5 protein-coding genes, 1 pseudogene and 1 CRISPR repeat array are annotated in these 12899 nt (G+C 52.1%); of the genes and pseudogenes, 4 read left to right on the top strand and 2 right to left on the bottom strand.

Features of this window, described 5'->3' with window-relative positions:
• The first annotated feature begins 12 nt into the window (after window positions 1-12).
• The 4 genes and pseudogenes from VB712_RS11650 to nadB form a co-directional block, all read left to right on the top strand.
• Entirely contained in the window at window positions 13-1461 is a 1449-nt protein-coding gene (locus VB712_RS11650; protein ID WP_323254835.1) for a hypothetical protein, read from the top strand.
• Window positions 1462-1574: 113 nt separating this feature from the next.
• Window positions 1575-3059, top strand: coding sequence for a glutamate synthase subunit beta (locus tag VB712_RS11645; protein WP_323254833.1), 1485 nt, complete (start codon window positions 1575-1577; stop codon window positions 3057-3059).
• Between the two features lie 185 nt (window positions 3060-3244).
• Entirely contained in the window at window positions 3245-4639 is a 1395-nt protein-coding gene (locus VB712_RS11640; protein ID WP_323254831.1) for a DUF2157 domain-containing protein, read from the top strand.
• Between the two features lie 113 nt (window positions 4640-4752).
• A pseudogene (gene nadB / locus VB712_RS11635) lies at window positions 4753-6357 on the top strand (L-aspartate oxidase); the annotation flags it as partial.
• A 41-nt stretch (window positions 6358-6398) separates the two neighbouring features.
• A CRISPR array of direct repeats spans window positions 6399-9942; the repeat unit is 37 nt; unit sequence GTTTCAATCCTCGCCCAACCCGGAGGTCGGGCGCAAC.
• 28 nt (window positions 9943-9970) lie between these two features.
• Here nadB and cas7c read toward each other — a convergent pair.
• Window positions 9971-11101: a type I-C CRISPR-associated protein Cas7/Csd2 gene (cas7c, locus tag VB712_RS11630; RefSeq protein WP_323254828.1), complete on the bottom strand. Its 1131-nt coding sequence runs from the start codon at window positions 11099-11101 to the stop codon at window positions 9971-9973.
• 53 nt (window positions 11102-11154) lie between these two features.
• A complete protein-coding gene (cas8c, locus tag VB712_RS11625; protein WP_323254826.1) occupies window positions 11155-12897 on the bottom strand; it encodes a type I-C CRISPR-associated protein Cas8c/Csd1 in 1743 nt (580 codons plus the stop codon).
• Window positions 12898-12899 lie beyond the last annotated feature (2 nt).

Raw genomic sequence — 12899 nt, 5'->3', positions numbered from 1 at the left:
AATTTCTAAACTATGAACAAAAAAGCCCCTAGGCATAAAAAATCTCCTCTTCTTCCAATCTCTATTATTAGGTTTCATCGAAAAACTCTTCCATTTCGTGAGAAAGCAGCTTTATTCACATTACTGCTAATAATGGTACTTTCAGGAATACTGAGCCTCTTGTCTCCTCTGAATTGGATATGGCTAATTTCTTTACTTTCATTCAGTATTGGATTATTTCAATTTTACTCAGGCTTTATTGACAAACCAAATTTTTTGGTATTTGAATCACAAGAAATTAAAGATTTATGTAAATTTCTCAAGCCATCAGAGTATGAAGAAAAGTGTGGATATGAAAATACATGGATACCAAAAAGAAATGACTCTATTATCATGTCTCAATCTGTGAATTATTATTTGAGGTACAATGCAGAAAAAATAGAACTGAAATTAGTTTTGGAAAAAGCTAGCAAATTGCTTGATTCTTTGGGTAATTCAAGTATTTTTAGAGATATTTTAGTTCATCAATATTTTGAAGCACGAAAGCATGAAAAAAAGTTTTTCAACGATCCAAAAATCTCCCTGCTTTCGTCAATCACCCCTGAAACTACATCAATTGATGTTTTTGAAAGCTGCTATTACCTGTCATTTTTGACAAATGATTTGGCTACTTATGATGTAGAAGACCATTCACATAAAAGTCAACCCAAAAATATTTGGTTAGCTGTGGAGCATTTCCCTTATCATAATATTAATCATGATTGTGATAACTCTTCACAAGCTCAAAAAGGTTTCATAGCTAAGGCTCTTGGCTTTAATATAAATGTCCAGTCACGAACTAAAAAAGCTTCTCAAGACCATGAAGATAACCAATCAGTACTAGGGAGGATAAAAGATTTACGAGGATCGAATATGTCAAATCACATTGGTGGAAACACCATAGCTTTTACCAAAGATAAAAGAATGATTTTATGGAGGCAGAATGAGTCTGCAATGCGCTCTGTTGGATTGTTAGCACCAACAGGTTCAGGCTCTCTAGATTTTTCTGATTATACGGAATTATCTACGAAGAATTTATTTGCGTTAGCAGTTCGAGGAATGGAAAGAGAACTACTAGAAGAATGTCATCCTGGGGGAAGTAAAATATCTAATTTTATTGATTCAACAAAAGTGGTTGGGTTTTATCGCTGGGTAGGCAAAGCAGGTCTCCCTGGATTTTTGGGAATTTCAAAAATCAATGCTATGCAAAGTGAAGTTATACCTAATTCATCAGAAGTTAATATACCACCTAAACTCAAGACCGATTATCCTGCGGAGAATATGGAACAACTAAAAAAAACAATAGAAGAACTGCTTGAAAAACAGTTTAAAAGCCGGTCTGAAAAAGAATCTAATCTTTCAGTTCCTCTTGTAGCTAATCTTCTTGCAATCAAGGGGGTTATTGAACGTGATCCTGAATTCTTGGATTTCATTTTTAAATAAAAATAAAGTTTTGGTTATTATTGTCTAGTTTTGGTACAAAATAATTAAGACTTTGATTACAAAACTTGTATCTTATCTGAGTATTTTCAACTACCATTGGAGTTAACGAAATCATGGGAAAACCAACTGGCTTTATGGAATATCTGCGCGAGGTCGCCGAAGATGTGGCTCCGAGCGATCGCATTCACAATTGGGATGAATTTCATCTGCCCATGGCGGAGGAGCGGCTCCGGGAACAGGGGGCGCGGTGTATGGATTGCGGTACGCCCTTTTGCCATACAGGGATTGAAATTAGCCGCATGGCCAGCGGTTGCCCGATTAATAACCTGATCCCCGAATGGAATGATCTGGTCTATCGCGGCCTCTGGTCGGAAGCCCTCGATCGCCTCCACAAAACCAATAATTTCCCCGAATTCACGGGCCGGGTTTGCCCTGCGCCCTGTGAGGGGGCCTGTGTTTTGGGGATTACGAATCCCCCGGTGACGATTAAAAGTATTGAACACGCCATTGCTGAAAAGGGTTGGGAATCCGGTTGGATTACCCCCACGCCCCCCAGTCAACGGACGGGGAAAAAAGTGGCGATCGTTGGTTCCGGGCCGGCGGGGTTGGCCGCAGCGGATCAACTGAATCGGGCGGGCCATTGGGTGACGGTGTATGAACGGGCCGATCGCCCTGGTGGATTATTAATGTACGGCATCCCCAATATGAAGTTGGATAAACAGGGGGTGGTGATGCGCCGCCTCGATGTGTTGGAGGCGGAGGGGATCACGTTTGTTTGCAATACGGAGGTGGGGAAAGATCTACCGGCGGCACAATTGCTCAATGAATTTGATGCGGTGATTCTCTGCACGGGGGCGACAAAACCCCGCGATCTGCCCATTGAAGGCCGGGAATTACAGGGGATTCACTTCGCCATGGAATTCCTCACCGGCAACACCCGCACCGTATTAGCGGGGGAAAATACCGCTGATTTCATCTCAGCGGCGGGTAAAGATGTCGTGATCATTGGTGGGGGGGATACGGGAACCGATTGCGTCGGCACATCGATCCGCCATGGTTGCAACAGTGTCACCCAGTTGGAAATTATGCCCCAACCGCCGGAAACCCGCGCCGCCAATAACCCCTGGCCCGAATGGCCGAAAATCTACCGCATGGACTACGGCCAAGAGGAAGCGGCGGCCAAGTTTGGGGCTGATCCCCGTGCCTATGTGCGCACCGCGACCAAATTTGAGGGGGATGAGCAGGGCCAGATTAAAGCCGTGCATACTGTTGAGGTGAATTGGGCCAAGGATGACCAAGGCCGGTTTATTCCCCAACACGTTGCCGGAACCGAAAAAATCTTACCTGCCCAATTAGTGCTATTGGCCATGGGCTTTTTAGGGCCAGAGCAGCCCTTACTCGATGCTCTCGGTTTAGATCGGGATGGCCGCAGCAATGTCAAGGCGGAGCATGGCGATTATCAAACCAGCCTACCGAAGGTGTTTGCGGCGGGGGATTGCCGTCGGGGTCAAAGTTTAGTGGTGTGGGCGATCAATGAGGGGCGAGGGGTTGCTAAGGCGTGCGATCGCTTCCTCATGGGCAACACCGACCTACCCTAGGAGAGATCCCCCCTGCCCCCCTTAAAAAGGGGGGTTCCGGAATTAACCCCCTTTTTAAGGGGGTCGGCGTAGCCGGGGGGATCCTGATTTTGGAACTGGGTTGATTTTCGCGAACTGGCACAGGCTTTCTGGGGTTAACCCACAGGATCAGATCACAATGGGAGCATCAATTTCTGATCCTCCCTATGGCTTCTGCAAAATTTCGATTTCAGTTACGCCAAGAAGCAATAACTTGGCGCGATGAGGGACTGATTACCCCAGAGCTTTATGACCAACTGGGCGATCGCTACCAATTCGACAACCTCGATCAAGCCAATCGCAATCAATTTGTGATGATTCTCCTCGGCTTGGGGAGTGTTTTAATCGGCTTGGCGGCGATTACGTTTGTGGCGGCCAATTGGCAGGTCTGGCCCAGAGAGGCGCGGGTGGTTCTGCTCCTGAGCTTGTTTGTGGGGATGAATACCGGCGGGTTTTATCTCTGGCGTAGGCGTGAGTTTCGGCGTTTGGGCCAGGCGTTGTTGTTGTTGGGGAGTTTATTAATCGGGGCGAATATGGCCCTGTTTTCCCAAATGTTCCATCAGACCGGCTCCGTTCAGGTGTTGTTCCTGGTGTGGGGGTTGGCGGTGTTGGCCATGGCCTACAGTTTGCGCCTGGCGATGTTGGGGATCCTGTCGATGATTTTGGTGGTGATCAGTAGCCTCTGGTTTTATCCCGATCCCTATACTGGGGCGGGTTGGCTATTCCTGTTCGACTATATGCCTTTGGTGGCGATCGCCCTCTATTTCCCCCTTGCCCGTACCTGTCGCTCCCCCTGGCTGTTTGGCCTGGGAACCTTTTTGATCACCTGGACGCTACAATTCCGCTTATTTCAATGGCTCAATGCCCTTTATAACGGCGAGAGCCTATGGTTTGTGGCGGCGGTGATTGTGGCCAGTTGTTTGATCCCCCTACTCTTATGGTCATGGCGGCCTGCGATCCCCAATGCTCCTGAACACTTTGGCCCCCGATTGGCGGTGTTTTATCTCACTGGTTATAGCTATCTCGCCTCCTTCCAATATGTCTGGCAAGACCGGCTCCGGGTGGGGAGTAGCCTCACCGTTACCCTCGATATGATGCAGGGGTTTATTTTGGTGGCGGTATTTGGGGCGATCGCCCTTTGGCTCTGGTGGCAATTGGGCAATCAGGGGTCGGTGTGGCGGTTGATGCTGTTGGATACGACGGTGGCAGCCTTTGTGAGTACGATCGGGATCGTGATTTGGTATCACGGGGAATTCGGCCCCCTTGCGGTGTTTGGGCCCATCGTGATGAATGCGCTTTTGGTGTTGATGGCGATCGCCTGCATCCGTGAGGCCCTCGGTAATGGTCAACGCCAAGGATTTTGGTGGGGAATTTTAATCCTCGTCTTACAAATCTTTTCCCGGATGCTTGAATACAATACGGGGCTGGTAGCCAAAGCCTTGGTTTTCCTCCTTTGTGGCGTGGGGATTATCGTTGCGGGTCTGTGGTTTGAGCGATATGTGCGCACCCTAGCCCCCGACAGCGGAAATCACCCAACCACGCCTGCAAGGCAGAACCCCTAAGCCAAGAGAGATTCCCCTCTCTGCCTTCTGCCTTCATCCTTCTGCCTTAATAATGGTAACTTTCACCAAAAATGCTAGGATAGATTCTCATATCCTGACCCCAAACATAAACCATGGCCGATCCTGGAACAATGCCCACAGCGGTGGATGTGGTGGTTGTCGGTGCAGGGGCGGCGGGACTCTATGCCGCCCTCTGTTTACCCGCTCACTATTCCGTCTGTTTACTCACGAAAGAAACCCTCCAAACCGGCGCGAGCCAGTGGGCCCAGGGGGGCATTGCGGCGGCGGTGTCGCCCCAGGATAGTCCTCAATTTCATTTAGATGACACACTCAAAGCGGGGGCGGATCTCTGTGATCCTCAAGCGGTGGAATTCCTCGTCACCCATGCGGGGGCGGCCATTGAGCAATTGGTAGATTATGGCGTAGCCTTTGACCGTCACGGCCAGGATTTAGCCCTCACCTTAGAGGCGGCTCATTCCCGCCCCCGCGTCCTCCATGCCGCCGATACCACCGGCAAGGCGATCGTTTCGATCCTGATTGAGCAGGTTTTCCAACGGCCCAATATTCAAGTTTTTTCCCAAACCCTCGCCCTGCAAGTTTGGCAGGAAGGGGGCCGCTGTCAGGGGTTATGTTTGTGGGCGGATCATCGCGTCCATTGGTTGCGGGCCAAAGCGGTGATTCTCGCCACGGGGGGCGGTGGTCAAGTTTTTGCCCAAACGACGAACCCCACCGTTAGCACTGGGGATGGTGTGGCGTTGGCTTGGCGGGCGGGGGCGATGGTGCGGGATTTGGAGTTTTTCCAATTCCACCCCACAGCTTTAAGCCAACCCGGTGCGCCCCGCTTTTTAATTTCTGAGGCGGTGCGGGGGGAAGGGGCGCATTTAGTGGATCGCCAGGGTTATCGGTTTGCCTTTGAATACCATCCCCAAGGGGAATTAGCCCCCCGCGATCGCGTCAGTCGAGCCATTTTCGACTATCTGGAACGGACGGAACCGGATCCGGCTCAAGGGCGGGTCTTTTTGGATTTAAGCAATATTGAGCGCGATCGCATTCAGTACCGTTTCCCCAATATCATCCAAGTCTGCCAGCAATGGGGGATTGATCTGTTTAAGGAGCCGATCCCGGTCACGCCTGCGGCTCACTATTGGATGGGGGGGGTGGCGGTGAATTTAAACAATGAAACGACGTTGCCGGGCCTTTATGCGATCGGTGAGGTGGCCAGCACGGGGGTTCATGGGGCGAATCGTCTGGCCAGTAATTCGCTGCTGGAATGTGTGGTTTATGCTGCCCAATTACAGGATTTAGCGTTACCCCCAACGCCTCCCCCCCCTGTACCCACGGGGGATTTTCTCCCCTTGGCCCCTGTGGATTTTGCCCAGATTACGGCTTGGCGGGAGGAGTTGCAGCGGTTGTTGTGGCATAGTGCGGGGATTTGCCGGACGGCGGCGGTGTTGGGGGAGGCGATCGCCCAACTGGATCATTGGCAAGGGGAGTTTAGCGGGTTGGCGATCGTTCAGCAGTTGCGGGGGTTATTGCCGGGGCAGGGGTTAAGGGCTGATGATGAAGATTTAGCGCGATTGCGGGGGGTTGTGGAGTTGGGCAATTTATTGGATGTGGCTCACCTGATTCTGAAGAGTGCGGCGTTTCGGACGGAGAGCCGGGGGGGTCATTTCCGGCGGGATTATCCGGAGTCTGATCCGGCGTGGGCCTGTCATACGGTGGTGAAGGGCGATCGTTGGGAGCAAGCCCCGATTGGGTAGTTTCAATCCTCGCCCAACCCGGAGGTCGGGCGCAACGCAATTTGGGGAGTCTGTACCGGGCAAACATTGCGGTTTCAATCCTCGCCCAACCCGGAGGTCGGGCGCAACTGATTGGGGAGGGGCTAATTGAACAAGGTCGGGTTTCAATCCTCGCCCAACCCGGAGGTCGGGCGCAACCAACGGGACGCGGAAATCGCTAACGCATGGATGGTGTTTCAATCCTCGCCCAACCCGGAGGTCGGGCGCAACCCATTTTTTTTGATCTGCCGTCGGCAGAGCAAAAGTTTCAATCCTCGCCCAACCCGGAGGTCGGGCGCAACTCGATGTGGCCCACAAAGTTAAATCCGGTTATTATGTTTCAATCCTCGCCCAACCCGGAGGTCGGGCGCAACTATTTTTTTATTCCCCCCCCCGTCCGTGGGGGGGGGTTTCAATCCTCGCCCAACCCGGAGGTCGGGCGCAACGATTCACATCATCTAAGGCCAAATCGATTCTAGTGTTTCAATCCTCGCCCAACCCGGAGGTCGGGCGCAACGCGTAACCGACACGCCGTAAAAATTCAGCCCACCAGGGTTTCAATCCTCGCCCAACCCGGAGGTCGGGCGCAACGTATAGGCTTGATAATTAAGCAATTTAGGTTGCGTTTCAATCCTCGCCCAACCCGGAGGTCGGGCGCAACCAGCAACAGCTTCGCGTGTCCTTGCAAACCGGATGTTTCAATCCTCGCCCAACCCGGAGGTCGGGCGCAACTCGGGCAACTTCTTCCGCTGACGCAACCACAGCATGTTTCAATCCTCGCCCAACCCGGAGGTCGGGCGCAACTCTGTAACTTGATCATCAGTCCCCCCAGCACAGAGGAGTTTCAATCCTCGCCCAACCCGGAGGTCGGGCGCAACTGAGTTTGCATCCTCACCGCGCACTTGTTCCGTTGGTTTCAATCCTCGCCCAACCCGGAGGTCGGGCGCAACCCGCGATCTGTTCTTGGGCATCCAACCACTCCATGTTTCAATCCTCGCCCAACCCGGAGGTCGGGCGCAACCCCGCAGCGGGGGGATATTTTGGCCGCCGACAGGGGTTTCAATCCTCGCCCAACCCGGAGGTCGGGCGCAACTAAAAAACTCAGCAAGGATTTAGCATGAACCAGTTTCAATCCTCGCCCAACCCGGAGGTCGGGCGCAACATGAAGGAAACACCTAGACCCCATGCACTAACCTTGTTTCAATCCTCGCCCAACCCGGAGGTCGGGCGCAACTCGCAAAATCTACCGCCTAACCACCGATGCCCTGTTTCAATCCTCGCCCAACCCGGAGGTCGGGCGCAACGTAATAAAGGGGGCGATCGCCCCCAACCAAAACTAGTTTCAATCCTCGCCCAACCCGGAGGTCGGGCGCAACCACCAAAACACCGGCAGAGAACCGGGGGCAACGGGCGGTTTCAATCCTCGCCCAACCCGGAGGTCGGGCGCAACAAAAGTATTTTTACTGTTCTTTGGTTCGGTGTCCTCGTTTCAATCCTCGCCCAACCCGGAGGTCGGGCGCAACTGTATAAGCAGGCTTATCAAGCCGGTTTAGCTAAAGCGTTTCAATCCTCGCCCAACCCGGAGGTCGGGCGCAACGTTCAATCCAATGATCTAATTGTGCAATCCACTGGTTTCAATCCTCGCCCAACCCGGAGGTCGGGCGCAACCCAAAACCCTCTTGCATTACATCGCTAGTACGTTGGTTTCAATCCTCGCCCAACCCGGAGGTCGGGCGCAACAAAATGAGCAACATCGAATGGACGGATAAAACTTTGTTTCAATCCTCGCCCAACCCGGAGGTCGGGCGCAACAAAAACGACCACCTGGTCGTTAAATGGACTTACGAAGTTTCAATCCTCGCCCAACCCGGAGGTCGGGCGCAACACCGCGTTAGCCTGCTTGCAAACTTTGTAAGCTTTGTTGTTTCAATCCTCGCCCAACCCGGAGGTCGGGCGCAACCGGATTGAGCCAAAAAGCCCTCCCAATCTTGCAGGTTTCAATCCTCGCCCAACCCGGAGGTCGGGCGCAACCGGCGACCGGGGACGATAACGAGGTAAACCCGCCAGTTTCAATCCTCGCCCAACCCGGAGGTCGGGCGCAACACCGTTTTAAGGTTGCTCTCGATGCGTGGGCCATGTTTCAATCCTCGCCCAACCCGGAGGTCGGGCGCAACTTGGTAAATGTGCGCCCCTGGCGGGGGTGATTTCGCTGTTTCAATCCTCGCCCAACCCGGAGGTCGGGCGCAACCCCCGATAATTGAGCCGGTGGGGATGTCAATGTGGCGTTTCAATCCTCGCCCAACCCGGAGGTCGGGCGCAACATCCGGCCCGATGTAAAGCCTCGACGATCAGGCCGTTTCAATCCTCGCCCAACCCGGAGGTCGGGCGCAACGCCGGCGGCTCTCACTATCATGGGGCAAAGTCGGGTTTCAATCCTCGCCCAACCCGGAGGTCGGGCGCAACGGCAGTATTGCGGCGTTGGAGGGGCAACGCGAGTTTCAATCCTCGCCCAACCCGGAGGTCGGGCGCAACTTAGCGAGGCGGCGGCGACTCGGTTAGCGGCAATTGTTTCAATCCTCGCCCAACCCGGAGGTCGGGCGCAACCTTAACTGCCTTGGCCCGCTCTGCTCTAGCTTGCGTTTCAATCCTCGCCCAACCCGGAGGTCGGGCGCAACGGCGATTGTCCAGTGGGATCTCCACTACGACGACGTTTCAATCCTCGCCCAACCCGGAGGTCGGGCGCAACTTGCCTCAAGGATTTCAGGGATTAAACACCCTTGGTTTCAATCCTCGCCCAACCCGGAGGTCGGGCGCAACCCGTCTGCCACCAATGACGGCGGGGGAGCGTCTGTTTCAATCCTCGCCCAACCCGGAGGTCGGGCGCAACCCGGCGGGGGAGATTCTCGGTTTTGGCTAATCGGGTTTCAATCCTCGCCCAACCCGGAGGTCGGGCGCAACAGTGTAAACGCTCATTACTACTTAATCTCCGTGTTTCAATCCTCGCCCAACCCGGAGGTCGGGCGCAACCATTCGGTAGCCGCCGTTGTCATGGGGTCGCCAGTTTCAATCCTCGCCCAACCCGGAGGTCGGGCGCAACCTATTGTAGCCCGGCTTTGCGGCTTTGTACTTTTGTTTCAATCCTCGCCCAACCCGGAGGTCGGGCGCAACAAATTGCCGTAGAGTCGGCAAAGGGAGCGGTAGAGTTTCAATCCTCGCCCAACCCGGAGGTCGGGCGCAACCGCGTGGCTGAAATTGAGCAGTCTCGGCTCCATCGGTTTCAATCCTCGCCCAACCCGGAGGTCGGGCGCAACACTTTGGCGGCGGGTGCGTCGGTCAATGTGATCCTGTTTCAATCCTCGCCCAACCCGGAGGTCGGGCGCAACATCCTTGGTTAAAAAATCTGAAAAACGCCTCAGTCGTTTCAATCCTCGCCCAACCCGGAGGTCGGGCGCAATGCTCAATGAGGCGCTGTACGAGGCGTTTAAGGCGTTTCAATCCTCGCCCAACCCGGAGGCCAGGCGCAACGGCGTTTAGCCCCTTATTTTTGCATCAATTAAACCAACTTTGTTAACGTCACCCCCTCCGGCAAATCCTCCTCATTAACATCAACCCCATAATCTGTAAAAGCGCGAGGTGTATTGGTAGCAGATTGCACCGTAACCCGATCAAATAATTTGTGAGCCGGAGCATTACCTAACGGTTTTTCGTGCGAAAAAATATACAAACCCCGCAACGCCATCAACCCCCGGCTGGCACTGCGGTCTAACTCCCACATCCCTTGCAAAGCCTGCCAAAATAAGGCTAAATCTGCTTCCGTCACCCCCGTTTGCTTCGCTAAAAATGGTGAAAAAAACCCAAACCCACGATACAAACCGTAGGGGATCTGCGTTTTTCGCCCCATCGTTTGTAAATTGACGCGATCTTCCTTAGCATCCGTCACTGCCATCCGCGTAATCGACCAATCCAAAGGTAAAACCGGATCAATAGATCGTGCAAACGTTAACTGTAAAGGCCCCCGCACCTGACCCGCATTTAACCCCGTACTCATCACCGCCCCAAACATCCGCACATCGTAAAAATTGGCACACATCCAATTTTTAGCAGTCTCGATATTTTTACCCGTTTTTGCGGGCTTCCCTGATTTTTTCACCAAAGCTTCAACAAATTTCTTGGCAGCTTTCCAATCACTATCACTCAAGGATTCTAAATCTTTATATGCTGCCTTCAATTCCTCTGCATCAAGCTCCCCACTATAAGCCAAGCTTGAAACAACATTATCCCCTTCCTCTTCTTCTTCAAGAGTAAATCCTTTCGGTAATTCATCCTTTAAATTTCTTAAAGCTGTGAGGACTTTTGGATCTTTAATGACATCAGAAACCGGTTCACTAACGGGCAAACCTGACCCCACATAAGCCCGACGAATTTGCTCATTAAGAACGCCCTGATGCTCAACAAAAATCTTCAGCCGTTCTTTTTCAGCCTCCGTTGCTTCACAATCACAGTAAACTTCAACATAGTTCCGCACCTTCCGCTTTAAACAAACATCCGTCACCAAACCCTGCATCGTTTCCGCATCCGTCCGAGGCAAATTTCCCCCATCAGGATCACCATTGGGATTACCATCCAGCACATCAAACAACAAAACAAAATCGTGACGACAATTGGGATCAGTATAGCTAGGCATTGACTTCATTCCTGAAAATAAGTGGACATTAATTTGACGTAAAATTTCCAAATCTAACCCTCGTTAGACTTGCTCTTGGCATTGGCGGTATTTTGCGCCCGCTGGTGATAATAACCCAAAGCAAAAATACTTTGCTCCTGCATGGTAAAGCTGCTCGGTAAATTATCTTGAATACGACTAAAAATTTCCTCCAAATCAAGTTGTAAATTGTGGTGCGCTCCCGGCTTATTTTTGCGGATTTTACTCAAATGAGCCTGCGCCCCTTGAATTAAAACGCCCATCACTTTCCCCGGCGTAGTAGACATCGCCCCATAATAGCGATCCACAAGCGTAGCGTTGATTTTCGTCCCTAAAGCAGTGCGCTGGATTTGCTCCAATTGCGCTAACAGACGGCCGCAGTGATAAGGAATTGTATCCAGCGGATCTTTAAAATTTGGATTTGGATTAAGTTGTTCCATCGATTCAGTTTTAGTCATGGGAATGATCTTGTTAAATGTGAGGTAAAGCTTAATTAATGCAGCGCGGGGATGGGTGACTTTGTAGTCTTTATCGACGCGAATTCGCCGCACAACACTGGCTAATAATTCATCGGGTAACGGTTTCCCCTGTAAAGCCGTGCAAAATAAAGCAGTGGGCATACGGGGCAACATCTCTTTATTAACATCCCGATAAGCACAGGCAGCTAGGGCGTAAAGACCAAAAAGTTTCGGATCTTCCCCCGTCGGACTCACCACCCGTTGCGCCCGAAACCACCGGCCTAGGTTCTCCCGCACTTCACCCAGCGTGATATTTAGCCAACTACGGACGACAGTACGGGCATTATTAGCAGTCAGGGCAACGGCATAAAAACGGTCTTGTTCCAGTTGCTCTAATGCAGCGGCATTGGGCTGTTTTTTCACGCCCGCGATCAGGTCTTCAACTTGGGCTTCACTGGGTTTATCTAAGAAGCTAACAATATCAAATTCTGTGGCTTCTTTTGTCCACCAAGCATAAACGGCTTTATCGCTGATACGAAGATGGGAATCGCGCTCTTTGAGGAGGTGATTGAGGGCTTTGGCAAAGGCTTCACCGGCATCGCGGGAAATGGGAGAGGTGAGGGAGTTGGCTAGGCCATAGGATTCAAAGGCTTTGGAGTTTGCGGAAACTAAAGCAGTACCAGATGCTTGGCCGCCGGGAACGCCTTTGATCGTAAAGGGAAGCCGTTGCTCAACAGGGCCATAATTACCGGAGACTAAACAGTAACCGAGATTTTCCGCTTCCTCTGTGCCTCCGGTATAGTTGGCCCAAAATTGCTGGATGCTGGTTAATTGGGCTTTGTCTTCGGCAGGAATGACGGGGCCGCTGGGGGTCATAACTTGAAACGTGATGACCATACTGGGGTCAAAATCAGGGGGGAGAAGGTGGCGATCGCCTTCTGGATTCCACCGATCTAAAAACTGGACAATAGCCTTTACAGTCGGTTCCTGGGTAACTTCCGCACAGTGACGGGCGAGATCTTTAAATTGCTGATGACAGTCAACAATGCGATCGGGTTTTGATTTGGGCTTGGGGATGCCCAGCACATATTCCCCGGTATCCGCGAGAAGTTTGGGACTAATGCCGGAACTGCGACTAATATGGGGCAAAATTTTCGGCTCTCCCCGTTTATTTTTTTTATCACCCAAGGGGGTGAGGAGATCGCCCCGGAGTTGACCATCGAGGGTGAGACTGATGATCCAACGCACTGGGGAGGGGCCATACATGGCGGGGGTGGGGTCGATCCGCTGGGCATGATCAGCAAGGGCTTTGAGGAGCATGA

The sequence above is a fragment of the Spirulina sp. CCNP1310 genome (assembly GCF_034932185.1).
Classification (GTDB): domain Bacteria; phylum Cyanobacteriota; class Cyanobacteriia; order Cyanobacteriales; family Spirulinaceae; genus Spirulina.
Note: the sequence above shows the minus strand (reverse complement) of the source record. Positions and strands in the feature narration are given on the sequence as shown.

Bases quoted from the DNA above. Each gene is read 5' to 3' on its own strand.
- cas8c (WP_323254826.1), bottom strand. From the start codon at position 12,897: ATGCTCCTCAAAGCCCTTGCTGATCATGCCCAGCGGATCGACCCCACC.
- VB712_RS11650 (WP_323254835.1), top strand. From the start codon at position 13: ATGAACAAAAAAGCCCCTAGGCATAAAAAATCTCCTCTTCTTCCAATC.
- VB712_RS11640 (WP_323254831.1), top strand. From the start codon at position 3,245: ATGGCTTCTGCAAAATTTCGATTTCAGTTACGCCAAGAAGCAATAACT.
- VB712_RS11645 (WP_323254833.1), top strand. From the start codon at position 1,575: ATGGGAAAACCAACTGGCTTTATGGAATATCTGCGCGAGGTCGCCGAA.
- cas7c (WP_323254828.1), bottom strand. From the start codon at position 11,101: ATGCCTAGCTATACTGATCCCAATTGTCGTCACGATTTTGTTTTGTTG.